Origin of the sequence: Shimia sp. R10_1 (genome assembly GCF_017744095.1) — a bacterium.
Taxonomy (GTDB): Bacteria; Pseudomonadota; Alphaproteobacteria; order Rhodobacterales; family Rhodobacteraceae; genus Shimia.
On the sequence record NZ_JAGHQX010000001.1, the window covers coordinates 458,281 to 482,862 of the forward strand.

The window sequence follows — 24,582 nt, forward strand, 5'->3', positions numbered from 1 at the left end:
GGTAGCGCTTTCGCGTCCCACCGCCATATCCAGTGGTGCATTCTATGGGCCGCATCTTTTTTCGGGACTGCGACCCTGGCACCACATTTATGTGGCCTTTTTACATCAATTTGCGGCGGCGTGTCACGTGAATATCCAGATCTGTGATCTTTTTCCGCAGGGTATTGCGGTTAATTCCAAGCAAATCAGCACATTTTGCCTGATTTCCACCAGTCGCATCCAATGCGATTTCGATCAATGGCAGTTCGATTTCGCGCAGAATCCGTGTGTAGAGCCCCGCAGGTGGCAACATATTGCCGTGCAGATCAAAGTAGCGGCGCAGATGCCGTGCAACGCTCGCGGAAAGCTTTTCGTTGTCCTCGCCACCAAGCAGCGGCCCGGCCTGAGGCGCCGTGCCCAGCACCATTTCTGCTTCGGTTTTGGTCACCTCTTCAGCTTGCGCCGTGAGAACAAGGCGGCGCACCGCATTTTCCAACTGGCGCACATTGCCCGGCCAACTGTAAGTGCGGAACATCTCCATCGCATCTTCTGAGAACACTCGCATCGGCGCGCCCTCGCGTTCTGCGCGGTGCAGGAAATGCTCCACCAGCAGCGGAATGTCGTCCACCCGCTCCCGCAACGCCGGCACATGGATCGCCGCACCATTGAGGCGATAGTAGAGATCCTGCCGCACGGTGCCGTTCTCCATGGCGGTGTTCAGGTTCACCTGACTGGTCGCCATAAAGCGCGGATTCTGGTCGCCCGGCGTGTCAATCATGCGCACAATACGCGCCTGCACCTCGTCTTCAATGTCGCCGATCTCATCAAACAGGATCGTGCCACCCTTGGCTTTGGCCAGCACACGCGCCGGGCCCTCCAGATCGCTCAAGTCCGCGGCATTGACCACCACAAACGGCAGATTACGCCGATCAGAGAAGTCATGAATTTCTTTTGCAATCAGAGATTTACCTGTGCCACTTTCACCTGAAATCAACACCGGCAAATCGGTGTTCATCACCCGCGCCACAAGGCGGTAAAGCGCCTGCATCGCCGGCGTACGCCCCACCAGCGGCAGCTCATCGGGGCGCTCTTCCTCGACAGCAGGCGCAGCTGGCGCACGGCGCTTCTGCTCCAGCGCCTTGCCGGTGCGCTTCATCAGATCAGGCAGGTCAAACGGCTTTGGCAAATAGTCATAGGCTTCAGCTTCCGCCGCCTGAATCGCCGTCATGATGGTGTTCTGCGCGGAAATCACGATCACCGGCAGGCCGGGGCGGTCCTCAGATATCTTGGGCAGCATCTCAAGGCCATTGCCATCGGGCATCATCACATCGGTGATCACCACATCGCCCTTGCCTTCACCGACCCACCGCATCAGCGTGGTCAGCGAAGAGGTGGCATGCACCTTACAGCCCGCCCGCGTCAGCGCTTGCGTCAATACTGTGCGGATTGTGCGATCGTCATCTGCGACCAGAACCGTGCCATCCATCAGAGGCTCTCCTCATATGTCTTGAGAGTTTCTTTGCTCGCCCGTGGCAGCGACAGCTTGAACACCGTGCGCCCCGGCACGCTGTCCACTGTGATCAGACCGCCATGATCCGAAATGATTTTGCTCACCAGCGCGAGGCCCAGCCCCGTGCCGTTCTCCCGTCCTGAAACAAAGGGATCAAACACATCGCCCTCCAGCCCCTGCGGCAGCCCCGGCCCATCGTCGATGATCTCGATCTGCAAGGGCAAAGGTTGGCCAGACCCATCCGCCCGCCGCATGCGAAACGAGTGTTCATAGTAGGTCTTAATACGAATTTTACCTTTTTCTCCCGCCGCTTCCGAGGCGTTCTTGAGCAGGTTCAACACCACCTGCAACAGCTGGTCCGCATCCCCTTCGGCTGGTGGCAGAGAGGGATCATACTCTTCCACGATCTCCATATGCGCCCCATAGCTCACAAGAGCTGAGCGGCGCGCGCGGTCCAACACATCGTGGATATTGACCGGCTTCCTCTGTGGCAGCGACAGGTTGCCAAACTGCTCCACCTGCTCCAGTAACTTCACGATCCGGCGGCTTTCGGCGACAATCAGATCTGTCAGCTCCAAGTCTTCGGCGCTCAGGTTCATCGACAAAAGCTGCGCCGCGCCCGTGATCCCGGCAAGCGGGTTCTTGATCTCATGCGCCAGCATTTCAGCCATGCCAATCGCGCTCTTGGCCGAGGATTTCACCCCATGGCTGCGTGTCATCCGACCAGCCAGCTCCCGGCTGGAAATCAGAAACAGCATCTCGCCCGGCGCATCGGCCAGCGGTGCGATCTGCAAGTTGCACTGCACCGGCGGCGCATTGCCGGTGCCCAGATCCGCATCATTCACAAACAGCGGCGTGCCATGCTCGCGCGCCCTCTGAAACGCCTCTTCCAGCGGCGCATCCACCATGATCTTGTCCCAGATCGGCTGCCCCACCATGGATTTTGCCGACGCGTTCAGAAACGTTTCCGCCGCCGGGTTGATGCGCAAGATCTTATCATCTGCGTCGACCACCAGGCCTGGCACAGGCAGGGAATTCCATATGGGGCTTTGAACGCTCATGCGGCCTCTTTGTTGTTGGGCGCATCATCACCCGAGGGCATCAACGCCTCCGAAAGCAGCGCCATCACTTCTTCTGTATCCCGGCTGGTCTGCACCCGACGGCGCAACGCCGCCTCCGTGCCCACAGTGTCCATGTACCAACCCAAATGTTTGCGCGCGACGCGCAGGCCCAGATCGGTGCCATAAAAAGACAGCATTGCGGCGTAGTGCCCCTGCACCAGCTCCACCAGCGCCGAGCCCGTGGGCACGTCCGGCGCCTCTGTGCCAAAAATCTCCGCCGCAATCTGCGCCAGCAACCAGGGTTTGCCCTGCGCCCCGCGCCCCACCATCACGCCATCCGCGCCAGAGGCCGCCATCGCCGCCTTTGCCGTATCGGCATCCACAATGTCGCCATTGGCAATCACCGGGATCGACACCACGTCTTTCACGCCCCGGATTGCCGCCCAATCGGCGGACCCTTTGTAAAACTGACAGCGCGTGCGCCCGTGGATGGTCAGCATCTGAACGCCCGCATCCTCTGCCCGCTTGGCAAGCTCTGGCGCGTTTAGCATGTTGTCATCCCACCCCAGCCGCGTTTTCAGCGTCACCGGAATGTCCACTGCTCCGACCACGGCCTCAATCAGCGTCAGCGCGTGATCCAGATCTTTCATCAGAGCCGAGCCGCTGGCGCCCGCGCCGCTGGCACTGGTCACCTTCTTGGCCGGGCAGCCCATGTTGATGTCAATCAGCGTGGCGCCATTGGCCTCCACCTGACGCGCGGCCTCCGCCATCCAATGCGCCTCACGGCCTGCGAGCTGCACCGAGGTGGTCGCATCACCGAATCCCAGCTCCGCCCGTTCACGCACGCCGGGCTTGGCCTGCACCATCTCTTGGCTTGCCACCATCTCGCTCACCACCAGCCCAGCCCCAAACTGGCTCACCAGATCCCGATACGGGCGATCGGTGATCCCGGCCAGCGGCGCCAGAAAAACGGGCGGTGTCAGTGAAAGATGTGCGACTTGAACGGTCACGTGCCTAATCCTTGTGCAGTGCTTTCGGGGTATCTGACCCATTGGTCAAACTCAATGAAAGCGTGGTGATTTTTTCGGCAGAAAAATGCATATGCTTATTTTTTAAGCATCCACACCCGACGTGCTGCCAGTTTGACGTGCGGCTTCTATATAGGGATCACCGACCGAAGCGCACGTCCAGATTGGCTCACCCGCACGCCTCAGCGCCCATTCGCCGCTTGCAAAGGGACACGAAGCCACGAATAACAGGGCAAATCGCAGACCGTTCCAAACACAGGACTTAACATGAGCACCCTAATCGCGACCTTTTTTGGCGTTGGCCGCCTGCCTTTTGCCCCCGGCACGTGGGGCTCTCTTGCCGCGCTTCTGATTGGTTGGGCGGCGGAACGCTACGTCGGTCTCTGGCTCCTGATTGTCCTGACTGTTCTTGCCGTTCTGGCCGGGTTCTGGGCCTGCCAGCGCGAACTGGCTGACAGACCCACCGAAGACCCCTCAGAAATCGTCATTGATGAAGTCGCGGGCATGTGGATCGCCCTGCTCTTCCCCGCCATCGCCTTTGCCAGCCGCGACATGTCCATGATCTGGCCCGGGCCAATCGCCGCCTTCTTCTTCTTCCGTCTGTTTGACATCCGCAAGCCCTGGCTCGTGGGCCGCGCCGATCGCCGCCATGATCCCATCGGGGTCATGCTGGATGATCTCTGGGCCGGTGTCTTTGCGGGCGTGGCAACGCTCGCCGCGGCGGCCTTCTATCATGTGGTGCTGATGTAATGGTTGATGTTGCTGCCCTCCTCGCCAATTGCCGTGCGGCAGATCTACAGATCGCCACCGCCGAAAGCTGCACCGGCGGCATGGTTGCGGCAGCCCTCACCGACATTCCCGGCTCTTCCGCCACCTTTGAGCGTGGCTTTGTGACTTATACAAATCAGGCCAAAATCGAAATGCTCGGCGTGTCCAGCGCCACGCTGGAGGCCGTGGGCGCGGTCTCCGAAGAGGTCGCGGGCGAAATGGCGCTTGGCGCACTCGCCAACTCATCTGCAAAGCTTGCGGTCTCCATCACCGGCATCGCAGGCCCCGGCGGCTCAGACTTCAAACCCGAAGGCCGCGTCTGTTTTGGCATCGCTACCTCAGATGGCTGCAGAACCGAAACCATCGAGTTCGGCGCGCTTGGCCGAGAAAACGTGCGTGAAGCGGCGCGGAATCATGCGTTGGCGCTCCTTTTTAAGGCATCTTGCGCAAACTGACGCACATTTGCACAAATTGCTGCATTTGACGCCCATTTTTTAATCACATTGCAAAACGCCCCCTTTTAAGGCGCCTTGCACAGACTTCAGCCTTTGTTCACAGCCGCTTTTCCGCTTTTTGCCCAGAAAACCACCACTCATGGGACTAAAGGGGAAGAAAATGAACGGAGCGGACACCGCATGGATCATCGTGGCGACAGCCTTGGTCCTGTTCATGACATTGCCGGGGCTGGCCTTATTTTACGGCGGCCTCGTGCGCGCACGCAATGTGCTCAGCGTGTTTATGCAAACCTACGCCATTGCCTGTTTGATGAGCGTTTTGTGGCTGATGTTTGGCTACTCCATCGCGTTTGGCAATGACGGCGGCGCAAGCTCTCTCTGGGGCGGGCTTGGCAAAATGTTCCTTGCAGGCGTCACCGCCGACAGCCTCTCTGGCACCCTGCCCGAAGTGCTGTTCTTCGCCTTCCAGATGACCTTCGCCATCATCACGCCTGCGCTGATTGTCGGCGCGTATGTGGAGCGCATCGGCTTTGGCTTTGTTCTGCTCTTCTCCGGTCTCTGGATGCTTCTGTGCTATGCGCCGGTGGTCCACTGGATCTGGGGCGGCGGCATGATGGCGGATGGCGGCATCTTTGGCGAAATTGGCGTGCGTGACTTTGCAGGCGGCATTGTGGTGCATGAAACCGCAGGTCTCGCCGCATTGGTGATTGCCGTGATGCTGGGCGCGCGCCGCCACCGCACCACGCCACCACATGCTCCTTGGATGGTGATGATCGGCGCAGCCATGCTCTGGGTCGGCTGGTTCGGCTTTAACGGCGGCAGCCAGCTCGCCGCAGACGGCGGTGCCGCCATGGCCCTCACCGTCACTCACATCTCCGCCGCCACAGCCTCGCTCACATGGGCACTATGGGAGCGCATCAAATACGGCAAAGCCTCGCTTGTGGGTCTTGTCACCGGCACCATCGCCGGTCTGGCCTCCATCACCCCTGCGTCGGGCTTTGTCGGCCCGGTCGAAGCGCTCATCATCGGGGCCATCGCAGGCGTGCTCTGTCAGGAAGCGGTCAACCTCGTGCGCAACGGCCTGAAAATCGACGACACGCTGGATGTCTTCGCCGTACACGGCGTGGGCGGTATCTTCGGCACCATCATGATTGCGGTCTTTGGCCAAGGCAGCTGGGTCGCGCAGCTTGGCGGCCTCGCGGTTGTCGGCATCTTCACACTGGTTGTAACCGTGGTGCTTGTGAAAGTCGTGAGCCTCATCACCCCACTGCGCGTGGATGAGGAAACCGAAGTCAACGGTCTGGATCTCGCAGTCCACGGCGAGCGCGCCTACGACACCGCATCTTAACGAAACACTCAGGGATCACTCCCGGAACTTGGGCGGCCGCCACGTTAGGCCGCCCTTTTTTGCGGCCCAGCCTCAGCCGTAAAGCGTTTTCGCCCGCGCCTCAAAAGCGGCCACAATCCGGTTCATCGCCTCAAAGAACACAAGCCCAATCGCCTTTTGCAAGATGATGTTCTTGAACTCAAAATCCACAAAGAACTTCACCTCAACACCGCCATCCACATCCGCAAAATCCCAGGTGGACTTCATATATTTGAACGGCCCGTCCAGATATTCCGTGTCGATGTGCTTGCTGTCAGGATATAGCCCCACCCGGCTGCCAAACCGCTCCCGAAACACTTTGAACGAAATCACCAGATCCGCGAGCATCTCCTCGCCCACCCCATGCGCCGTTTCAATCGGCGTGACCGAGCGCACCCGCGCCGCCGCGCACCAGGGCAGAAACTTTGGATAGGTCGCCACATCGGCCACAAGGTCATACATTTGCTGAGCTGTGTAAGGCAGCGTGCGTGTCTCAGAGTGCGTCGGCATGTGGTTCCAGTCAGCTGCCCATTTTAACGTGACAGTGTTTCGCGTCCCCGCTATGCACTGTGCTGCTCGCGCTCATATCTATTCTGCGGGCGAAAAATCAAGAGGGTCTCATGTCAGAGCGTCCATATGTCATCGATCAAATGATCTCAGCCAAGTCCATTGCCGCCCGGATCGAAGAGCTGTCACGCGAAATTCAATCCGAATACGCTGGCACTGATAAGCTGATTGTGGTGGGCCTGCTGCGCGGCTCTTTTGTCTTCATCGCCGATCTGGTGCGTGAACTGGAACTGCCGGTTGAGGTCGATTTTCTCGAAGCCTCCTCCTATGGCAACGCCATGGAAAGCAGTCGAGAAGTGCGCATTTTCAAAGACTTGCGCGGCGAGATCGAAGGCCGCGACGTGCTGGTGGTCGAAGACATCGTAGACACCGGCCACACCCTGACCCACGTGCTGCACCTGCTGAAGGCGCGTAACCCGGCCAAGATCAAAACCATCGCACTGCTGGACAAACCCAGCCGTCGCGAAGCCGACATCGCCGCTGATTGGATCGGCTTTTCAATTCCTGATGAATTTGTCGTGGGTTACGGCATCGACTTTGCCCAACGCAACCGAAACCTGCCTTTCATCGGCAAAGTGCGCTTTACAGAAGACAACTAAGCGACGCGCCTGCACAGGAAGGCGCAGCCTGCGCCTTCCATTTGCGTCCGCGCAAAACCTCAGGCATTCTCATTCTCCAACGATCCAAATACGTCAGCAGCCCCGCAGATGAACTTTCGCCACTTGTTCCGCATGAGCCAATGGGCGCGCAACCCGCCTTCTGAAAAACGGGTCAAGCTTGTGTTTGGCGTGATTCTGGCCTGTCTGGTCCTTGTGTTGATCGAGCGTTTCGTGGGCTGGCCTGACGCGCTCACCCTCGACCCCAAATCCCGGCTGACCGTAAACTTCTGAACCGCTAGACCAGCATCGCATCCAGCTTGGCGGCACAGATGAAATCATTCTCAGACAACCGTCCCAATTCGTGGGATGTGTAGATGATCTCACAATAACCCCAGCCAAAGCGCACATCCGCATGGTGGCCTTCCTTGTCACTGACAAACGCTGCGAGGTTGGCGGCATAAACCGCCTTGGCATAGGCCTTGAAAACCAGCTTGCGTTGCAGCGAATTGCCATCTTCCGCAATGGTCCAGTCTGGATGCAGCTTGCTTTTCAGCGCAGCCAAATCCGCGTCACTCAAGGGGGGCACCCAGCCTTCACAGGCGGCACAGGATTTGCTCGCCAATTCTTCCACCATCATGCCGCCTCCGGTTTCGGCGGAAACACCGGCTTATGCAGCCCCAGCGCCTGCGCCTTTTTGATGTCGACCAAAAGATCCCGTTCCGAGGCTTCCAAAAGCTGCTCGACGTCATCCAACACAAAATAGATCGGCTGATTGATGTCGATCCGATACGGCGTGCGCAGAATATCAATCACATCAAACGGCTTGCGGATCACGCTTGGGCCAAAGATGGAATGGGAAAGCTCCCCAGGCGAAGACGCCAGGCCAGACCCAAGCGCTTTGATCTGCTCCCCTTCCCGGATCAGCCCAAACTCCACCGTGAACCAATACAGCCGGATCAACCATGAATAGTCAGCCGGGTCAGACGCCAGCCCTGTCTCCCCAATTCTTTGTGAAAACTTGGCAAACCGCGGATCCGTCAGCAGTGGCGTATGCCCATAGATTTCATGAAAGATGTCCGGCTCTTCGATGTAATCAAAGCTTTCGCGATCCCGAATGAACGAGGCCGCAGGAAAGGTTTTCTCCGACAACATCTTAAAAAAGCGCCCAAAGCCAATCAGCGCAGGCACCGGGGCCACGCGCCAGCCGGTCAGATCCTCCAGAACCTCAGACACCTCCACACATTGTGGCACGCGATCCACCGGCAAGTTCAGGCAGCGCTGACCAGTCAGAAAAGGCGCGGCAGCCAGTCTCTCTACATTGGGCTGTTGCTGGGCAACCAGATCCCGCCAGACCGCATTCTCTTGCGCTGTGTAGTGGATCACACCGTCCGCATCCGGGACCTTGGCGACATATTTGGTGGTTTTGGGCATTGGTTTATCCTCCTCGCAAGACCATGCTAGGCCGCAAATCGGACAAATATTTTTCTGTTCTCCCCACAATCACTTATTTTGAGGTAAAATTCACCTACCAATCGCAAATGTGAGGCAAGATATGCTCGATCACTTCGAACGGCTGATCCTAAAACTACTCCAGCGCAATGGCCGCGCCAGCACGCAAGAGCTGTCAGACACGGTTGGGCTTTCTCCGTCTCCCTGCTGGCGGCGTGTGAAACGGCTGGAAGAGGACGGCTTCATCCTGCGCTATGCAGCTATTCTGGATGGCAAGAAACTGGGGCTCAATGCCTTCGCCTATGTCCAGATCTCTCTGATTGATCACAGCGAAGAATCAATCGACACATTTCAAAGCTTCATCGCCCAAAACGAACAGGTGCTCGAATGTGCCTCGATCACCGGCGACTTTGATTTTGTCCTGAAGGTTGTGGCCCGCGATCCTGAGATGCTGGAACAATTCATCATGAAAGAAATTCTGCGCCTTGGCGTTGTGCGCACAACCACCACGAACTTCATCATGCGACAGCTCAAAACCGCAGGCAGCCTGCCAATTGAGGTCTAAAAACGTTGCGTATGGTGCCTCTTGTACGCACGCTTTGTTAATGGTGGAAAACCCGCGAAATGCACCTCCGCAATACCGTTGGGATACCGACGCAATACCGACGTAAAATTCTGGGCAAAAAGGGGCGTTAACCTTTGAGTCGTTCGCCCCTCAGAAAGATCAGTTTATGGTTTGGAAAGTCGCTGAAATCGGCGCCATCGCCACCGTCCCTGCCCGATCCTGAAGCGCCCAGAGCAGCAGCGCAGAAATGGTCTCATCGCGCAGGCGCCCCACCATAACCACGCCATCTTCTTGACCTGCCTTAAACGCCGCATTGTCAAGGAAACGGCGCATCACAACAGCTGTCTGACCAGCATCATCAAAGTCTCGGAACACACTGACAGAGGGCACGCCCTCCTTTGCTGCAAGCTTCTGTGCCGTATTTAAACCATTGGGAAACATCAGCAATCCGTGTCCGCTTCCCAACAGAGCCTGAGCGACCTGATCGCTCACGACCTTACTGCCTTGCAGCCCATCCGTCAGACCTTCCATGATGCCGACAAACCCATCAGAAACCGACAAATGCGCCTGCATGGCCTGCTCAACATCTGACGCGCTCGCCTCTGCAGGCATGTCTACCATGGCCAGCACTTCAAACCCGCGCAAACGATAGTTTGCCGCCTTTTCAGTGACTTGCGGATCAAGTGTGCTCACCGCAATGCTCAACGGATATGGAAAGCTCTCTAAGGCTTCCATGTCAAAACTATGTTCCCCGGTATCCACCAGAACAATCGACATCACCGGTTTATTCTCTGTGTTTTCAAAGCCTTCCGCGTTTGCCTCGACAGGCCGCAGACTGGTGGACGCCGCAGGTGCCGCCACGGTCGCACCCTCTGCCGCATCATCACCAACAGAGGGCAAACGGGAGGATTTCAGCTGCGGATAGGTCTCGTTCAAGTTGCCAGCAGGTTTCAGCAACGACGCTGTCGCGCTTTCATCTTCCAGCACCTCTTCCGCCTCTGCTCGAGGGGACAGATCCTCCGCAACAGGGCTTGGCACCGCCTCAGACACCAGCGAGGATTGTTCTTCGTTTTCAGCGTCTTCTGGCAATTCATCCAGCACAATCACGCGTTCCGAATTACCCTCGACTGCCTCTGCAATCTGGTCAACAGCCTGATCCTCTGTGCCTTGCCGCGCGCCAGTTTCAGCGTCAACAGAGGCCGCCTCCGTTGGTGCGTCAGCCTCATCTGGCACCTCAATCACGACCTCTGCTGTGGGTGCCTCTGCGCCTCCTACATCTTCATCTGCCAAAACCGGCGCTGCAGGTGTTTCAAAGGCTTCCCCAGACAATGGCGCAGGCGCTGCGGGCTGCGCCGGATTGGTTGAAATGGACAACTCCGTTTCCGCCACAGGCGCCGCTGGCGTTTGCGATTGAGGGTTGGGCAAAACCGGAGATTCTTCTTCAATTTCAACAGCTCCGCTCCCATCAATCTGCGCGGGCGCAGCCAGTTCAGCATCCGGTGTCTCTGGTTCTGGCTTTGGTGCAGAATCGGTGATCGCCAAAGGAGGCCCATCCTCTGCCTCAACTTCAGGAACCGCAGCCCCCGGCGCGCCCTCAACCGTTGAGTCCCGCTGAGAAGTGGTATCCAATGCTGTAGCGGGCACCGACACCTTCTGCCCGTCTTGTGGTGCCACCGCTGTGGTCTGTGGCTGTACCGTCGCCGGTAAAGGAGACAGCAAAGACGCCGCCGCAAGCACGCCACCAATCAGGACCACGCCCCAGAACACACCAGCCAAAAATCCGCGCAACATCGCTCTCTGCCCTTCTTTCTATCATTTTCCGGGGCGAACCTGCCTGTGCCCCTCTTGACCCTCTGCGCCAAGCCTGAGCATGTATACCGCGAGCAGGCCCTTCGCCTCCACCCCTTTCGCATCTTTAGGATAAGAACCGACAAAATGCTGCTTCTGATCGATAATTACGACAGTTTCACCTACAATCTTGTGCATTATCTGGGCGAGTTGGGCGCAGATGTGCAGGTCTGGCGAAACGACGCGCTGACGGTACAGGACGCGATGGGCATGAACCCTTCGGGCATTTTGCTGTCTCCCGGCCCCTGTGATCCCGATCAGGCAGGCATTTGCCTTGCCCTGACCGAAGCAGCCGCAGAAACCCGCACCCCGCTTATGGGTGTGTGTCTGGGCCATCAGACCATCGGTCAGGCCTTTGGCGGCAACGTCGTGCGCTGTCATGAGATCGTGCATGGCAAAATGGGCACCATGAAGCACACCGGCAAAGGCGTGTTCGCGGGTCTGCCCAGCCCGTTTGAGGCCACCCGCTATCATTCACTGGTGGTGGATCGCGAAACCTTCCCGGACTGTCTTGAAATCACAGCAGAACTTGCAGATGGCACCATCATGGGCCTGCAACACAAAGAACTGCCTATTCAAGGCGTGCAGTTCCATCCGGAGTCCATCGCCTCTGAGCACGGCCACGCCATGCTCAAAAACTTTCTGGACATGATGCCTTCCCCAAAAGGGGCCGCCGCATGAGCCATGATATCAAGACGCTGATCGGCGCGGCCGCGGATCGCCCCCTGTCGCGTGATGAAGCCGAGGCCGCTTTCTCCCTTCTGTTTGAAGGCGAAGCAACACCCAGCCAGATGGGCGGCCTGCTGATGGCGCTGCGCACCCGTGGTGAAACGGTGGATGAATATGCCGCCGCCGCCGCAGTCATGCGCGCCAAATGCAATCCGGTGACAGCCCCCGCTGGTGCCATCGACATCGTTGGCACCGGGGGCGACGGCAAGCACACGCTCAACATCTCCACCGCCACAGCCTTCGTTGTGGCCGGTGCTGGCGTGCCCGTGGCCAAACATGGCAACCGCAATCTCAGCTCCAAATCCGGCACTGCGGACGTGCAAACCCAGATGGGCATCAACGTAATGGTCGGACCGGAAGTGGTTGAAAAGGCGCTGGAAAGCTGCGGCATCGCCTTCATGATGGCACCGATGCACCACCCGGCGATTGCCCATGTGATGCCAACCCGTGCAGAGCTCGGCACCCGCACGATCTTCAACATTCTTGGCCCACTCACCAACCCGGCAGGCGTCAAACGCCAACTGACCGGCGCTTTCACCCGCGACCTCATTCGCCCCATGGCCGAAACGCTTGGCCAATTGGGCAGCGAGCGTGCTTGGCTTGTTCATGGCTCTGACGGCACCGATGAGCTGACCATCACCGGCGTGAGCTGGGTTTCCGCACTTGAGACCGACGGCACTGTAAAAGACGTTGAGTTGCACCCCGAAGACGCCGGTCTGCCGGTGCATCCTTTTGAGGCCATTGTAGGCGGCACGCCAGAGGACAACGCCAATGCCTTCCGCGCGCTTCTGGATGGCGCGCAAAACGCGTATCGCGATGCGGTCTTGTTGAACGCGGCAGCTGCGCTTGTGGTGGCAGACGCAGCGCGCGACCTGAAAGAAGGGGTTGAAAAAGCACGCGAAAGCATCGACAGCGGTGCAGCCAAAGGCAAAGTCGCTGCATTGGCCAAAGTCACCTCTGCCGCGTGAACCGCGCGGTGCAATTACAGACAACACCAACGCCCATGCGGGAGACAGAATGATGGACACTCCCATTCCTTCCGCTTGGGCGCACTTGCCGTTCTTTGAGGCAGATTGGCCGCGTATCAGGCAAACCATCGCCGAAGACCCGCGCGACATCCTACCTCCCTCCGATCAGCGTTTTGCCGCGCTTGAGGCCCTGCGCCCGGATCAGGTGCGGGTGGTCATTCTTGGACAGGATCCCTACCCCACACCCGGCCATGCGCACGGCTTGGCCTTCTCTGTGGAGCCAGACGTGCGCCCACTGCCACGATCGCTCAACAACATCTTCAAAGAGATGATCGCCGATATCGGCGCTGCCCCTCTGACAGGCGATCTGCGCCATTGGACCAGCCAAGGTGTTCTGCTGCTCAACACCGTGCTCACCGTCCCTGCGGGAGAGGCGAACGGACATAAGTCGTTGGGCTTTCAGGCGCTTGCACATCAGGTTCTTTCGGAGGTCTCTGTTCGGCCATGTGCTTTTGTTCTTTGGGGAAAACAGGCACAAGCTCTTGCAACACACATCCAAGCGCCTAAAGATGGCAGCCAACATCTGATGATCGAAACGGCGCATCCTTCGCCTCTGTCTGCGCGACGCGGATTCTTTGGCACTCGCCCGTTTTCGACAATAAACAACTGGCTCACGCAACGCGGCGAGCCTCTTATCGACTGGACGCACGCATGACCGAAACCGTACTCGACAAGATCAAAGCCTATAAACTGGAAGAAGTGGCGGCAGATAAGGCGTCTAAATCGCTTGAGGCCGTCGAAGCGGAGGCGCGTGAAGCCAGCCCAACGCGTGGGTTCGCGGATGCGCTGCAAAAGGCGAGCCGCTCAGGCTACGGTCTGATTGCCGAGGTCAAGAAAGCGTCTCCTTCCAAAGGGCTGATCCGCGAAGACTTCAACCCACCTCTGCTGGCCAAAGCCTATGAGGACGGCGGCGCAACCTGCCTGTCGGTGCTGACCGACACGCCAAGCTTTCAGGGGCAGAAATCCTTCCTGACCGAGGCGCGTGAGGCCACCAATCTGCCCGCGCTGCGCAAGGACTTCATGTATGACACCTATCAGGTGGCCGAAGCCCGCGCACTGGGAGCGGACTGCATTCTGATCATCCTGGCTTCGGTGAGCGACAGTCAGGCGCAAGAGCTTGAGGCCTGTGCTTTTGAATGGGGCATGGATGTCCTGCTCGAAGTGCATGACGCCGAAGAACTGGAGCGCGCAAGCCAGCTCAAATCCCCGCTGATGGGCATCAACAACCGCAATCTCAAAACCTTTGAGACCACGCTCGACACCACGCGCCAGCTTTCCAAACTGGTGCCCGAAGACCGCCTGATCGTTTGTGAAAGCGGGCTCAACACCCCGGCCGAACTCGCCGATATGGCACGCTATGGCGCACGCACCTTCCTGATCGGTGAAAGCCTGATGCGTCAGGACGATGTCGCCAGCGCCACCCGCACGCTTTTGGCCAATCCGCTCAACGCCATGGGTGGCATGTGATGAGCAGCAACAGCTCTGGCCTCACCCATTTTGACGGCAAAGGTGACGCCCATATGGTGGACGTCTCTGAGAAGGCTGTGACCTCCCGCATTGCGACGGCTGAGGGCTGGGTCAAGATGGCACCTGCCACCTATGACATCATCGCCGAAGGCCGCGCCAAGAAAGGCGATGTGCTTGGGGTTGCTCGCCTCGCAGGCATCATGGGCGCAAAAAAATGTGCCGACCTGATCCCTCTATGTCATCCGCTGCCGATCACCAAAGTCGCTGTGGAGCTGACGCCGGATGCCGACTTGCCCGGCGTGCGCATTGAAGCCACCGTAAAGACCACCGGACAGACCGGTGTGGAGATGGAAGCTCTCACCGCGGTGAATATTGCCGCGCTTACAGTCTATGACATGTCCAAAGCCGTGGACAAAGATATGGAAATCGGCGGCATCCGCGTCATTTTGAAAGACGGCGGAAAATCAGGACGTTACGAAGCGAAATGATTTCAGTCAGCGAAGCGCTCTCCAACCTATTTGCCCTTACCCCAACCCTGAACACCGAGCTTGTCCCGCTGTCAGAGGCCAATGGCCGCGTGCTGGCTGCACCCGTCTCGGCCAAACGTGACCAGCCGCCGTTTTCCGCCTCCGCGATGGACGGCTACGGGGTGGCTGCCGAAGGGGTTATGCCTGGCGCGCAGTATCAGGTGATCGGAGAGGCCGCTGCAGGCCACGCCTTTGATGGCAGTGTGGGCGCGGGCGAAGCCGTGCGGATTTTCACCGGCGCGCCCGTACCCGAAGGTGTCACGCGCGTAATCATCCAAGAGGATGTCACCCGCAACGGCGACACCATCACCCTGTCTGAAAACCTCGACAAAGGGTCTCACATCCGCCCCTTGGGTGGCGATTTCAAAGTTGGGCAAACCATCGACGCGCCCCGCGTACTGCGCCCATCTGACATCGCACTCATGGCGTCGATGAACATCGCCACCGTGCCTGTCACTCCCCGCCCCAAAGTGGCGATCCTCTCCACCGGCGACGAGCTGGTGATGCCGGGCGAAACACCCGGCCCCGATCAGATCATCGCCTCCAACAGCTTCGGCCTTCAGGCCATGCTGCGCGACGCGGGTGCCGAAGCGCGCCTTCTGCCTATCGCACGGGACACCGAAGCCTCTCTCAAGGCAGCCTTCGCTTTGGTGGATGATGCCGATCTTCTGATCACCATTGGCGGCGCGTCTGTGGGCGATCATGATCTCGTGGGCAAAGTGGCGCAGGATCTGGGCATGCAGCGCAGTTTTTACAAGATTGCCATGCGTCCGGGCAAACCGCTGATGGCGGGCACCATGGGCAATGGCGCGATGATGATCGGCCTGCCAGGCAATCCGGTCTCTGCTATGGTCTGCGGCCATGTCTTTGTGCTTCCGGTGATCCGGGCCATGCTCGGGCTTGGCCAAGCCCCCACGCCGCATCAGACCACCACGCTCGCAGCACCCGCTCCGGCCAATGGCCCCCGCGAACACTACATGCGCGCCCATGTCAGCCCGCGCGGCCTTGTGACCTTTGATAACCAAGACAGCTCGCTGCTTTCCATTCTGTCTGACGCAAACGCTCTGCTGATTTGCCAGCCAAACAGCCCGGAACTGCCCGCCGGAACAGAGGTGTCCTACCTCCCGCTCTGACATAACCACCTGATCAGCCGTGTCTTTTTAGCATGTGTTTCCGCTATGTTCTCAAAAGGTTTTGACACAAAACGAGAACATGCGTAGAACAAGCTTAAGACACTTTGTAAAAGGGGGTCGTCGAGCATGTTAACCAAAAAGCAACTGGATCTGCTGGAGTTCATTCACACCCGTCTGCAACGCGACGGGGTGCCACCCAGCTTTGACGAAATGAAGGATGCGCTCGATCTGCGCTCCAAGTCCGGCATCCACCGGCTGATCACCGCACTGGAAGAACGCGGCTTTATCCGCCGTCTCGCCCATCGCGCCCGCGCCATTGAGATTGTAAAACTGCCCGAAAGCATGGGTGGCATGCCATTAGCCCCCACTTCGAGCTTCCAACCCAAGGTGATTGATGGGCCACACCCATCACCGACCGTGCCTGCAAACCTGAGCCCAGATGCGGTGATGTTGGCTGCGCGTGAGCTGCCGGTGATGGGCAAGATTGCAGCCGGTGTGCCAATTGAAGCCATTAGTCACGTAGATCACCATGTGGCGGTTCCGGGGCAGATGCTTGCTGCTGGCGCAAGCCACTACGCGCTGGAAGTCAAAGGTGACTCCATGATCAACGCGGGCATCAATGACGGAGATATCGTGATCATTTCTGAGACATCGACAGCGGACAACGGTGACATCGTTGTGGCACTGGTAGAAGATCAGGAGGCAACGCTAAAAACCTTTCACCGCAATGGCAGCTCCATCGCGTTGGAAGCGGCAAACCCTGCGTATGAAACGCGCGTTTACCCTGACAACAAGGTGAAAGTGCAGGGCAAACTTGTGGGCCTGATCCGCACCTATTGAGCGCTGTGCACGTGTTTGCGTATGCGCGCATCGTTCCAAATTCTGCGGCCTGCGATTTCGCGGGCCGTTACGCGTTTTGCCTCTGCGCCATTCAGGTAGACGGCAATGGCGCCGCTTTCTTGAAGCTCTTGCGCATCTGTATACTGGCAAGGCAGTTCGCCCTCAAAGTCCTCTGAAAAAACGATAAAGTCGTTTTCGATGCACCCAACAAATGCGGCGAGCCCGCGCTTACCCTGGGCATGAATCACGTTCAGCGAACCTCTTGCCACACCTGTTGCGTTCCAGTTTTCCGCAGCCGCATCTTGAGTGCGCATATCGCCATCATTTTCGAGCCAGTTGCGCGCCACAAAACCCTGCCCTTTGGCTTTTGACAGCGCGCGCCCCGCCGGTGTCATCACCCCGACCAACCCACCTGTGTCTGAAACCAATATGTCCGGACGCGGGGTTGCATGCCATGCCCAAATCGCGATTGCCACCAACACCATACCGAACCACCGTGCATGTCCCTGCCACAGTAAGAGTGTTACGCCACCAAGCGAGAGCAAAGGCAGCACCCACGCACCTCCCGTCTTCACCGAGCCGCGCGCGCCCTCCAATCCGCTTACAAAATCCGCGACAGTCACGATCCAATGTAATCCCTGTGCCATCACCCAGAGCGGAATTTGCTCCAGTCCAAGCGGTGCAAACACGGCCGCAACAGCCGCAGAGGGCATCACAATGGCCCCCATCACCGGAACCGCAAGCACATTGGCCAATAGCCCGTAGTGGGCGATGTGATTGAAATGGAACGCCGCGAACGGCGCCGTTGCGATCCCTGCGACAAATGAAGACAAAACCACCGCAAAGACAGATGACACCCAGCGCGGACCACGCGGGAGCTTTGTGTGCCGGAGCCAGCCAAACACCCCAATCAAAGCAGCTGTCGCAGCAAACGACATTTGAAAGCCCGGGCCAAGCAGTGCTTCCGGCCTGAGCAACAAAACAACAATCGCAGCCACTGCGACTGCCCGCAAAGTGAATGCACGCCTGTCCAACAACGCAGCAGTCAAGACGACGGCCGTCATCACAAAGGCCCGTTCGGTTGAGACGCTGCCGCCTGACAGCACAAGATAGCCTGCTGCGGCAAGGAGCGCACAAATCGCTGCGACTTTCTTTGTGTTTAGTCGCAACGCCATGTAGGGCACCAATGCAAACCCAAAACGGATTGCACCAAACACAAATCCAGCCAGCAATCCCATATGAAGCCCTGAAATCGCCAGCAGATGCGCAAGATTGGCGCCACGCAAGACCTCTGTGGTTTCTTTGGGTATGGCAGACCGATCCCCGGTGGTGATGGCCGCAGCGACACCTGCCACATTCTGGGGCATTCTGATCTGAATGGCTTTGGACAATTGCATGCGAAAGCCATAGATGCCACCGCGCACGCGGTCGGGTGCCAGCCGGACAACCGGAACACGGGTGTAGCCTACAGCGCCTATTTTTTGAAACCACGCGTGGCGTTGAAAGTCAAATCCTCCCGGTTCGACCGGCCCTGATGGCGGGGAAAGGTGGCCTGTTGTACCAACGAGCATGCCGGGTTTGGCAAGGACACCTGCTTCTCTGCTGTGTAAAGAAATTCTGACACGCGTTGGTGTGCGCTCTGGCGCTACTCGCGCCAAACGAACCTGTTCCAAAGTCAGTCGCACCGCATCGGAGGCTGAACGATCTATTGCAACAACACGTCCTTCGATGGGACCGTAGTAGCGAAACCCCAGCACAGGGCCTGCCACCCAATGCGCGCGCGCGCCCGCTACGGCAAACCCCATTGCGATCATGACTGCGCCCCACAGACAGGCGGACACATCCGCTTCTTGTTTTCGTGTAAAGAGCGCGAGACACCCAGCAATCAACGCCGCAGCCAAAAGAAACCATCCCGCCGGCTCTACAGGCAGGGAAAAATACAGACTGATGCCAACCGCCAACCCTACGGGCACCCAACAAAACAGGCGCCCGCGCTGCTGCAGTACCGATTGGCGCAGCGGCGTAAACATGAGCAAGCCTTGTTCTCTCCCAGCCGTGTCGCTAGACAGTGCCAAACACGCTAAATCACACATGGTTACTGAAAGGTTAAGCCCGCTATGACAGGCCAGGTCGTCACCCGTTTCGCCCCCTCTCCCACTGGATTTTTGCACATTGGCGGCGCGCGTACGGCGCTGTTCAATTGGCTCTATGCCCGCGGCCGCGGGGGCAAATTCCTTCTGCGTATTGAAGACACCGACCGCGAGCGTTCCACACCGGAAGCGACCACAGCCATTTTGGATGGTCTGTCCTGGTTGGGGTTGGATCACGATGGCGACGTTGCAAGCCAGTTTGAAGCTGCGAGCCGCCACGCAGAGGTTGCACTACAATTGCTTTCTGAGGGCAAAGCCTACAAGTGTTTTGCCACACAGGACGAAATCGCCACCTTCCGTGAAGAGGCCCGCGCCGCCGGGAAATCTACGCTCTATCAAAGCCCTTGGCGGGACGCCGCGCCGGAAAGCCACCCCGACGCACCTTATGTGGTGCGCATCAAAGCGCCCCGTGACGGCAACACAGTGATCCGCGATCAGGTTCAGGGCGATGTGACCATACGTAACGACCAGCTTGATGACATGGTTCTGTTACGTTCGGATGGCACGCCGGTCTACATGTTGGCAGTTGTTGTTGATGACCACGACATGGGCGTGACCCATGTGATCCGCGGGGATGATCACCTCAACAATGCCGCACGCCAGATGATGATCTATGAGGCCATGGGCTGGGACGTGCCGGTCTGGGCACATATCCCCTTGATCCATGGTCAGGACGGTAAAAAAATGTCTAAACGCCATGGGGCAACGGGGGCGCACGAATATCAAGCATTGGGGTATCCAGCCGCTGGCATGCGCAACTATCTTGCGCGCTTGGGCTGGAGCCATGGAGATGATGAGTTCTTTAGCGACGCTCAGGCCAAAGAATGGTTCGATTTGGACGGAATTGGCAAAAGTCCCGCCCGATTTGACACCAAGAAACTGGAAAACATCTGCGGCCAACACATCGCGGTTTCAGACGATGCTGCATTGCTGCAAGAAATCATCGAATTTCGTGCCGCCGCGGGGCTGCCTCCGCTGACAGACGCCCAAACCGTATTACTACGGGAGGCGATGTATTGCTTGAAAGATCGGGCCAAAACTTTCCCAGATCTCCTTGAAAAAGCGCAATTTGCGCTGGCGTCACGCCCGCTTGACGTAGAGGAAAAGGCATCAAAAAATCTTGATCCAGTATCCCGTGGTATACTGAAAGAATTGACGCCGCAGCTGCAAAATGCTAGCTGGACGCGTGAAGGGCTTGAGGCTGTAACGAGCAGCTTTTCTGAAGCCAAAGAAATCAAGTTCGGCAAGATGGCCGGCCCGCTTCGGGCTGCGCTGGCTGGCCGTGCAGCGACCCCCAGCGTGTTTGACATGATGCTGGTCTTGGGACGCGAGGAAACGCTCGCGCGTCTGTCTGACGTCGCCGAATAAAGGTGGAGGGTTTTGCGCCATTAACCGCGCATTAATCCACCACGAAGACAAAGCTGCTGGGATCGCTTTGCGGTCCCGGCTCGATAAGAAGGGAAACAGCCATGTCCGAGACAAAGAAAACCGCGACGCTAACGATTGATGATGCGTCTTACGACTTGCCGGTACATTCTCCAACGTCCGGTCCGGATGTGCTGGATATCCGTAAACTTTATGCGCAAGCTGGTGTCTTTACATACGATCCTGGCTTCACTTCGACAGCCTCTTGTGAGTCCACAATCACATATATTGACGGCGAAGAAGGTGTACTCACCCATCGCGGCTATGCGATCGGTGACTTAGCTGGCAAGTCACACTACCTAGAAGTGTGCTACCTGCTGCTTTACGGCACATTGCCGACGACGACTGAATTGGAAGAATTCGAAAACACCATCACGCATCACACCATGTTGCACGAGCAGATGGTGAATTTCTTCCGCGGCTTCCGTCGCGATGCCCACCCCATGGCGATCATGGTTGGTGTGGTTGGGGCCATGTCTGCCTTCTACCACGACAGCACCGACATCAACGATCCACGCCAGCGTGAAATTGCGTCCCACCGTCTGATCGCAAAGATGCCAACCATCGCGGCGATGGCGTATAAATACACCATCGGTCAGCCTTTTGTGTCCCCACGCAACGATCTGGACTACGCCTCCAACTTCCTGCGCATGTGCTTTGCCGTGCCTGCCGAAGACTATGAGGTGAACCCGATCCTCTCGCGCGCGATGGACCGTATCTTTACCTTGCATGCCGACCACGAACAGAACGCCTCGACCTCTACCGTGCGTCTGGCCTCCTCTTCCGGTGCAAACCCATTCGCCTGTATCGCAGCGGGCATCGCCTGCCTTTGGGGCCCTGCACATGGCGGCGCAAACCAAGCCTGCCTGGAAATGCTCAAAGAAATTGGTTCTGTGGATCGCATCCCAGAATATATCGCCCGCGCCAAAGACAAGAACGATCCGTTCCGTCTGATGGGCTTTGGCCACCGTGTTTACAAAAACATGGACCCACGCGCGACCGTGATGAAAGAAAGTGCAGACGAGGTACTGGAGCTCCTGGGCGTCGAAGATAACCCGCTGCTGCAAGTTGCCAAAGAGCTGGAGCAGATCGCTCTGAACGACCCCTACTTCAAGGACAAAAAGCTCTTCCCGAATGTGGATTTCTACTCTGGGATCATTCTGGAGGCGATGGGCTTCCCGACCTCCATGTTCACTCCAATTTTCGCCCTGTCCCGCACCGTGGGCTGGATTTCCCAGTGGAAGGAACAGCTTTCTGATCCGGCGCACAAGATCGGTCGTCCACGCCAGCTTTACCTGGGCGAAGACGTTCGCGAGTATGTGGACATCGAAAACCGCTAAGCGTAGCATCAGTCAGACATTTTCAAACGCGCCGATCCTTTTCGGCGCGTTTTCTTTTTGCATCAACGGCTTACTGAGATCGCCTTATGGGTGTGAGAAATTAAATTTCGAGACAAAGTTCTGACACGTTTAACGTGCAATGTATGCTTCTAGAGATATTTGATTTGGAACATTTTGAGTCGCCACCACTGCCCTTTGCCATATTCAGAACAATCGGTTGAAAAGTTCACGGTTACTGGTGATTTCAGAAACAGCGGTCGCGCGCCCAATCCAAGTCAAAGCAAATTTGTCGCCTGCTAGGCGCACAACGTACTGAATGGAGTAAGTGGAATGTGGATGTTTGGCCTTCTTCTCGTCGGGCTGGCTGCTGGCGGATTAATCAGCGACGACGATGATGGTGATGAAGCGGTTTCTGACACCCCAATTCGTGTGACCGAAGGCGAAGATGAGGGTGAAACCGGCCTGCTGCGCGAGGGCAACGATAGCGACAACGCAATTTCGGGCACATCAGGGCACGATATCCTCTCGGGTGAAGGCGGTAATGACACGCTCAATGGCGGTGAAGGTCGAGATTTCCTGTTCGGCTTCACCGGAGATGACACCCTGCGCGGCGACTTGGACGACGACGTTCTAGCCGGAGGCGAAGGCGACGACCTCCTGAGCGGTGGCGAGGGCAATGACACTCTTCGCGGGTATTCTGGAAACGATACACTCAACGGTGGCGCGGGCAATGACGTACTCATAGGCGCCGACATCTCGAACCGCGAAATCGAGATTGGCGATGTCTACAGAGATCGTGCCGCTTCAGGTCCGCTCGAGTTCGAGGAGCCAACGGAAGACGAAGCCAACGTGCTGGACGGCGGCGGTGGCAACGACGAGCTTTTGCTCGGCGAAGGGGATACCGCAACCGGTGGCGAAGGAATGGACCTGTTTCAAATCGGGCATTGGATTGACGAGGATGCCCCTCTGATCACCGATTTTGACGCAAACGAAGATGTCCTCTCAGTCTTATATGAAGACAATCAACCGTCACCGACGATCACCCTTGAGCGCACTGGAGGTGAAACCCAGGTTCTGGCCAATGGTGTGGTGATGGCACGTATCGCAGGCGATGCGGCAGGCTTGGACGCATCCGATGTGCTTCTAACCATAGCCTAACAGGCTCCCAACCAAACCAGCAGGCCGCAGGGAACCTCTTGCGGTCTGCCACGCGCAAAACCCGTTGCATGCGTTTGGTGCGATGACTAGTGTGGCGTCAGGGTCCGCAGTTCACCCAGGCGCCGCCGGTCAGTCTGACTTTGCTAAACCTGCGATTTTTTGAGCCGACAGCATGCTTTTGCGCGTGTCGTCGACAAGGGCGGCCATCGACCCCGGCTTGGGCTTTTTGCCTCTCGGGACACACGCCAGCCAAAAGGATGCGCTCATGTCCAAAGACGTGACCCCGCTATATGTGGCCGATGTTTCGGCCTTCACCAAACAGCTGCGCCGTTCTCTTGCAGGGCAAGACGCCCTGCCCGGCCACGCGGCCATGATGGGACTGGTGGCCAAGGCCGCCGGATTTCAGAACCATCAGCACCTGCGCAACGCTGCCGCCAAAGCGCCGCCTGCGCTGGACGAACTGGCCCTCAAACGCGCCCTGCGGGTGTTTGACGAAAACGGCAGAATGTTTCGCTGGCCCAAATGGACCAAGGTGCAGGGTCTTTGCCTCTGGCCCTTCTGGGCGCGCATGCCCGCCCATCAGGATCTCAGCGAAAAGGAGGTCAACGCCGTCCTAAAAGACGGGCTGGCCTTTGACGATCACGTGCTGCTGCGCCGCTCCCTGATCGACCACAAGCTTGCAGAGCGCACCATCGATGGCCGCATCTACCGCCGCATAGAACAAAGGCCAACGCCCGAAGCGCTGGCCCTGATGAAACAGCTCAAACAGCTTTGATCGCCTCAGCGCCCCTCGTAGCTCGCGGGGCGCTTTTCTAGAAAGGCAACCACACCCTCTTGGAAATCGCGGGTTTTGCCAAGCTTGCCCTGGCGCTTTGATTCTTGCTCCATTTGAGCAGTCCAGTCATTGCCATAGCTTTCTTGAATCGCGCGTTTGATTTCTTTGTATGCAAGCGTCGGACCCTCGGCCAAATGACGTGCACGCGCGTGCCATTGCTTTTCAAATTCGGCGTCAGGCACTGCTTCCCAAATCATGCCCCAGTCATCCGCCTGTTTGGCAGAAATCTTATCAGCAAAAAGCGCCGCGCCCATCGCTTTGGCCGCTCCCATCGCGCGCGGCAGCTCATAGGTCCCCCCTGCGTCTGGCATCAGGCCAATTCTTGAAAAGGCTTGCATGAAATAAGCACTTTCCGTTGCAATCACCACATCCGCAGCCAAGGCAAGGTTTGCGCCGGCGCCCGCAGCGGGGCCGTTCACGGCACAAATCGTTGGGATCCGCAGCTCGCGAAGAGCACGGATCATTGGCATATACTCGTCTCGAAGTGTCCGTTCCAGGTCGAGATTGGCAGCGTTTGAACTGTCCCCGAGATCTTGGCCCGAACAAAACGCCTTCCCCGCTCCAGTCAAAACCATGACACGCGCTTCTCTGCCCGCCGCGAGAACAGCGTCTGTAATTTCTGCACGCATTTGTTGTGTCAGGGCGTTTAGTGTTTCAGGTCGGTTGAGCGTGATTAACGCCACGCCATCCTGAAGCGAATAGGTGAGTGTTTGATAGTCCATGAGGTCCCTCCAAGTCCCTCATATTACATCTTA

26 protein-coding genes are annotated in these 24,582 nt (G+C 57.9%); 17 read left to right on the forward strand and 9 right to left on the reverse strand.

Going from position 1 to position 24,582, the window contains the following annotated elements:
- Positions 1–100: 100 nt before the first annotated feature.
- Genes J7413_RS02135 through dusB form a run of 3 tightly spaced genes read right to left on the reverse strand, consistent with a single transcriptional unit; the run spans position 101 to position 3,560 of the window.
- The gene (locus J7413_RS02135) at positions 101–1,465 is read right to left on the reverse strand and encodes a response regulator (RefSeq protein ID WP_209095912.1); all 1,365 of its coding nucleotides are present in this window, start codon (positions 1,463–1,465) and stop codon (positions 101–103) included.
- A complete protein-coding gene (locus J7413_RS02140) occupies positions 1,465–2,550 on the reverse strand; it encodes an ATP-binding protein (RefSeq protein ID WP_209095914.1) in 1,086 nt (361 codons plus the stop codon). Before J7413_RS02140 ends, J7413_RS02135 begins: the two co-directional genes overlap by 1 nt.
- Positions 2,547–3,560 (reverse strand): tRNA dihydrouridine synthase DusB, encoded by a 1,014-nt coding sequence (gene dusB, locus J7413_RS02145; protein WP_348538713.1) that lies wholly within the window; start codon positions 3,558–3,560, stop codon positions 2,547–2,549. The genes J7413_RS02140 and dusB overlap by 4 nt, the downstream gene beginning before the upstream one ends.
- Positions 3,561–3,845: 285 nt before the next feature.
- On the opposite strand from dusB, the gene J7413_RS02150 reads away from it, so the two are divergent.
- The 3 genes from J7413_RS02150 to J7413_RS02160 all read left to right on the forward strand — a co-directional run bounded on the left by J7413_RS02150 (position 3,846) and on the right by J7413_RS02160 (position 6,149).
- A complete protein-coding gene (locus tag J7413_RS02150) occupies positions 3,846–4,328 on the forward strand; it encodes a phosphatidylglycerophosphatase A (RefSeq protein WP_209095918.1) in 483 nt (160 codons plus the stop codon).
- Complete coding sequence (locus tag J7413_RS02155; RefSeq protein WP_209095920.1) at positions 4,328–4,801, forward strand: CinA family protein; 474 nt, start codon at positions 4,328–4,330, stop codon at positions 4,799–4,801. The genes J7413_RS02150 and J7413_RS02155 overlap by 1 nt, the downstream gene beginning before the upstream one ends.
- Before the next feature lie 160 nt (positions 4,802–4,961).
- Complete coding sequence (locus J7413_RS02160) at positions 4,962–6,149, forward strand: ammonium transporter (protein WP_209095922.1); 1,188 nt, start codon at positions 4,962–4,964, stop codon at positions 6,147–6,149.
- Between the two features lie 72 nt (positions 6,150–6,221).
- On the opposite strand, the gene J7413_RS02165 is transcribed toward J7413_RS02160, so the two are convergent.
- Positions 6,222–6,677, reverse strand: a complete 456-nt coding sequence (locus J7413_RS02165; protein WP_209095924.1) for a type II toxin-antitoxin system RatA family toxin — start codon at positions 6,675–6,677, stop codon at positions 6,222–6,224.
- A gap of 110 nt (positions 6,678–6,787) precedes the next feature.
- Between J7413_RS02165 and hpt the strand changes: the two genes are divergently transcribed.
- Positions 6,788–7,333, forward strand: a complete 546-nt coding sequence (gene hpt / locus J7413_RS02170) for a hypoxanthine phosphoribosyltransferase (RefSeq protein WP_209095925.1) — start codon at positions 6,788–6,790, stop codon at positions 7,331–7,333.
- Positions 7,334–7,441: 108 nt separating this feature from the next.
- Positions 7,442–7,624: a hypothetical protein gene (locus J7413_RS02175; RefSeq protein WP_209095926.1), complete on the forward strand. Its 183-nt coding sequence runs from the start codon at positions 7,442–7,444 to the stop codon at positions 7,622–7,624.
- 4 nt (positions 7,625–7,628) lie between these two features.
- Here the strand turns inward: J7413_RS02175 and J7413_RS02180 are convergent, their stop codons facing one another.
- Entirely contained in the window at positions 7,629–7,970 is a 342-nt protein-coding gene (locus J7413_RS02180) for a 4a-hydroxytetrahydrobiopterin dehydratase (protein WP_209095927.1), read from the reverse strand.
- Positions 7,967–8,764, reverse strand: coding sequence for a phenylalanine 4-monooxygenase (locus J7413_RS02185; protein ID WP_209095928.1), 798 nt, complete (start codon positions 8,762–8,764; stop codon positions 7,967–7,969). Before J7413_RS02185 ends, J7413_RS02180 begins: the two co-directional genes overlap by 4 nt.
- A 121-nt stretch (positions 8,765–8,885) precedes the next feature.
- Here J7413_RS02185 and J7413_RS02190 point away from each other — a divergent pair, with 121 nt between their 5' ends.
- The gene (locus J7413_RS02190) at positions 8,886–9,347 is read left to right on the forward strand and encodes an Lrp/AsnC family transcriptional regulator (protein ID WP_209095929.1); all 462 of its coding nucleotides are present in this window, start codon (positions 8,886–8,888) and stop codon (positions 9,345–9,347) included.
- A 159-nt stretch (positions 9,348–9,506) separates the two neighbouring features.
- On the opposite strand, the gene J7413_RS02195 is transcribed toward J7413_RS02190, so the two are convergent.
- Positions 9,507–11,138: a divergent polysaccharide deacetylase family protein gene (locus J7413_RS02195; RefSeq protein ID WP_209095930.1), complete on the reverse strand. Its 1,632-nt coding sequence runs from the start codon at positions 11,136–11,138 to the stop codon at positions 9,507–9,509.
- Between the two features lie 144 nt (positions 11,139–11,282).
- Here J7413_RS02195 and J7413_RS02200 point away from each other — a divergent pair, with 144 nt between their 5' ends.
- The 7 genes from J7413_RS02200 (at position 11,283) to lexA (ending at position 16,919) form a co-directional block, all read left to right on the forward strand.
- Positions 11,283–11,876, forward strand: coding sequence for an aminodeoxychorismate/anthranilate synthase component II (locus tag J7413_RS02200; protein WP_209095932.1), 594 nt, complete (start codon positions 11,283–11,285; stop codon positions 11,874–11,876).
- Positions 11,873–12,892: an anthranilate phosphoribosyltransferase gene (gene trpD, locus J7413_RS02205; protein WP_209095934.1), complete on the forward strand. Its 1,020-nt coding sequence runs from the start codon at positions 11,873–11,875 to the stop codon at positions 12,890–12,892. The genes J7413_RS02200 and trpD overlap by 4 nt, the downstream gene beginning before the upstream one ends.
- 49 nt (positions 12,893–12,941) lie before the next feature.
- The gene (locus J7413_RS02210) at positions 12,942–13,607 is read left to right on the forward strand and encodes a uracil-DNA glycosylase (protein WP_209095936.1); all 666 of its coding nucleotides are present in this window, start codon (positions 12,942–12,944) and stop codon (positions 13,605–13,607) included.
- Complete coding sequence (gene trpC / locus J7413_RS02215; protein ID WP_209095945.1) at positions 13,604–14,419, forward strand: indole-3-glycerol phosphate synthase TrpC; 816 nt, start codon at positions 13,604–13,606, stop codon at positions 14,417–14,419. The genes J7413_RS02210 and trpC overlap by 4 nt, the downstream gene beginning before the upstream one ends.
- Positions 14,419–14,907 carry a cyclic pyranopterin monophosphate synthase MoaC gene (moaC, locus tag J7413_RS02220; protein WP_209095947.1) on the forward strand — a complete coding sequence of 163 codons (489 nt, stop codon included), beginning with the start codon at positions 14,419–14,421 and terminating at the stop codon, positions 14,905–14,907. Before trpC ends, moaC begins: the two co-directional genes overlap by 1 nt.
- Positions 14,904–16,079 (forward strand): gephyrin-like molybdotransferase Glp, encoded by a 1,176-nt coding sequence (glp, locus tag J7413_RS02225; RefSeq protein WP_209095949.1) that lies wholly within the window; start codon positions 14,904–14,906, stop codon positions 16,077–16,079. The genes moaC and glp overlap by 4 nt, the downstream gene beginning before the upstream one ends.
- Before the next feature lie 126 nt (positions 16,080–16,205).
- Positions 16,206–16,919 (forward strand): transcriptional repressor LexA, encoded by a 714-nt coding sequence (lexA, locus tag J7413_RS02230; RefSeq protein ID WP_209095951.1) that lies wholly within the window; start codon positions 16,206–16,208, stop codon positions 16,917–16,919.
- Here the strand turns inward: lexA and J7413_RS02235 are convergent.
- Entirely contained in the window at positions 16,913–18,949 is a 2,037-nt protein-coding gene (locus tag J7413_RS02235) for a ComEC/Rec2 family competence protein (RefSeq protein ID WP_209096725.1), read from the reverse strand. The two genes, lexA and J7413_RS02235, sit on opposite strands and share 7 nt — an antisense overlap.
- Positions 18,950–19,036: 87 nt before the next feature.
- Between J7413_RS02235 and gltX the strand changes: the two genes are divergently transcribed.
- The 4 genes from gltX to J7413_RS02255 all read left to right on the forward strand — a co-directional run bounded on the left by gltX (position 19,037) and on the right by J7413_RS02255 (position 23,767).
- Positions 19,037–20,437: a glutamate--tRNA ligase gene (gene gltX, locus J7413_RS02240; protein ID WP_209095953.1), complete on the forward strand. Its 1,401-nt coding sequence runs from the start codon at positions 19,037–19,039 to the stop codon at positions 20,435–20,437.
- Between the two features lie 101 nt (positions 20,438–20,538).
- Positions 20,539–21,834: a citrate synthase gene (gene gltA, locus J7413_RS02245; protein WP_209095955.1), complete on the forward strand. Its 1,296-nt coding sequence runs from the start codon at positions 20,539–20,541 to the stop codon at positions 21,832–21,834.
- A 336-nt stretch (positions 21,835–22,170) separates the two neighbouring features.
- On the forward strand, positions 22,171–22,992 hold the full coding sequence (locus J7413_RS02250) for a calcium-binding protein (protein ID WP_209095957.1): 822 nt from the start codon (positions 22,171–22,173) through the stop codon (positions 22,990–22,992).
- 265 nt (positions 22,993–23,257) lie between these two features.
- Complete coding sequence (locus J7413_RS02255; RefSeq protein ID WP_209095959.1) at positions 23,258–23,767, forward strand: DUF2087 domain-containing protein; 510 nt, start codon at positions 23,258–23,260, stop codon at positions 23,765–23,767.
- A gap of 5 nt (positions 23,768–23,772) precedes the next feature.
- Here the strand turns inward: J7413_RS02255 and J7413_RS02260 are convergent, their stop codons facing one another.
- Positions 23,773–24,549 carry an enoyl-CoA hydratase-related protein gene (locus J7413_RS02260; protein ID WP_209095961.1) on the reverse strand — a complete coding sequence of 259 codons (777 nt, stop codon included), beginning with the start codon at positions 24,547–24,549 and terminating at the stop codon, positions 23,773–23,775.
- Between the last annotated feature and the right edge of the window lie 33 nt (positions 24,550–24,582).

Excerpts from the sequence above, each read along its gene's own strand:
- J7413_RS02135 (WP_209095912.1), bottom strand. The coding sequence starts at position 1,465 with ATGGATGGCACGGTTCTGGTCGCAGATGACGATCGCACAATCCGCACA.
- J7413_RS02140 (WP_209095914.1), bottom strand. The coding sequence starts at position 2,550 with ATGAGCGTTCAAAGCCCCATATGGAATTCCCTGCCTGTGCCAGGCCTG.
- J7413_RS02150 (WP_209095918.1), top strand. The coding sequence starts at position 3,846 with ATGAGCACCCTAATCGCGACCTTTTTTGGCGTTGGCCGCCTGCCTTTT.
- J7413_RS02155 (WP_209095920.1), top strand. The coding sequence starts at position 4,328 with ATGGTTGATGTTGCTGCCCTCCTCGCCAATTGCCGTGCGGCAGATCTA.
- J7413_RS02160 (WP_209095922.1), top strand. The coding sequence starts at position 4,962 with ATGAACGGAGCGGACACCGCATGGATCATCGTGGCGACAGCCTTGGTC.
- J7413_RS02165 (WP_209095924.1), bottom strand. The coding sequence starts at position 6,677 with ATGCCGACGCACTCTGAGACACGCACGCTGCCTTACACAGCTCAGCAA.
- hpt (WP_209095925.1), top strand. The coding sequence starts at position 6,788 with ATGTCAGAGCGTCCATATGTCATCGATCAAATGATCTCAGCCAAGTCC.
- J7413_RS02175 (WP_209095926.1), top strand. The coding sequence starts at position 7,442 with ATGAACTTTCGCCACTTGTTCCGCATGAGCCAATGGGCGCGCAACCCG.
- J7413_RS02180 (WP_209095927.1), bottom strand. The coding sequence starts at position 7,970 with ATGATGGTGGAAGAATTGGCGAGCAAATCCTGTGCCGCCTGTGAAGGC.
- J7413_RS02185 (WP_209095928.1), bottom strand. The coding sequence starts at position 8,764 with ATGCCCAAAACCACCAAATATGTCGCCAAGGTCCCGGATGCGGACGGT.
- J7413_RS02190 (WP_209095929.1), top strand. The coding sequence starts at position 8,886 with ATGCTCGATCACTTCGAACGGCTGATCCTAAAACTACTCCAGCGCAAT.
- J7413_RS02195 (WP_209095930.1), bottom strand. The coding sequence starts at position 11,138 with ATGTTGCGCGGATTTTTGGCTGGTGTGTTCTGGGGCGTGGTCCTGATT.
- J7413_RS02200 (WP_209095932.1), top strand. The coding sequence starts at position 11,283 with ATGCTGCTTCTGATCGATAATTACGACAGTTTCACCTACAATCTTGTG.
- trpD (WP_209095934.1), top strand. The coding sequence starts at position 11,873 with ATGAGCCATGATATCAAGACGCTGATCGGCGCGGCCGCGGATCGCCCC.
- J7413_RS02210 (WP_209095936.1), top strand. The coding sequence starts at position 12,942 with ATGATGGACACTCCCATTCCTTCCGCTTGGGCGCACTTGCCGTTCTTT.
- trpC (WP_209095945.1), top strand. The coding sequence starts at position 13,604 with ATGACCGAAACCGTACTCGACAAGATCAAAGCCTATAAACTGGAAGAA.
- moaC (WP_209095947.1), top strand. The coding sequence starts at position 14,419 with ATGAGCAGCAACAGCTCTGGCCTCACCCATTTTGACGGCAAAGGTGAC.
- glp (WP_209095949.1), top strand. The coding sequence starts at position 14,904 with ATGATTTCAGTCAGCGAAGCGCTCTCCAACCTATTTGCCCTTACCCCA.
- lexA (WP_209095951.1), top strand. The coding sequence starts at position 16,206 with ATGTTAACCAAAAAGCAACTGGATCTGCTGGAGTTCATTCACACCCGT.
- J7413_RS02235 (WP_209096725.1), bottom strand. The coding sequence starts at position 18,949 with ATGTTTACGCCGCTGCGCCAATCGGTACTGCAGCAGCGCGGGCGCCTG.
- gltX (WP_209095953.1), top strand. The coding sequence starts at position 19,037 with ATGACAGGCCAGGTCGTCACCCGTTTCGCCCCCTCTCCCACTGGATTT.
- gltA (WP_209095955.1), top strand. The coding sequence starts at position 20,539 with ATGTCCGAGACAAAGAAAACCGCGACGCTAACGATTGATGATGCGTCT.
- J7413_RS02250 (WP_209095957.1), top strand. The coding sequence starts at position 22,171 with ATGTTTGGCCTTCTTCTCGTCGGGCTGGCTGCTGGCGGATTAATCAGC.
- J7413_RS02255 (WP_209095959.1), top strand. The coding sequence starts at position 23,258 with ATGTCCAAAGACGTGACCCCGCTATATGTGGCCGATGTTTCGGCCTTC.
- J7413_RS02260 (WP_209095961.1), bottom strand. The coding sequence starts at position 24,549 with ATGGACTATCAAACACTCACCTATTCGCTTCAGGATGGCGTGGCGTTA.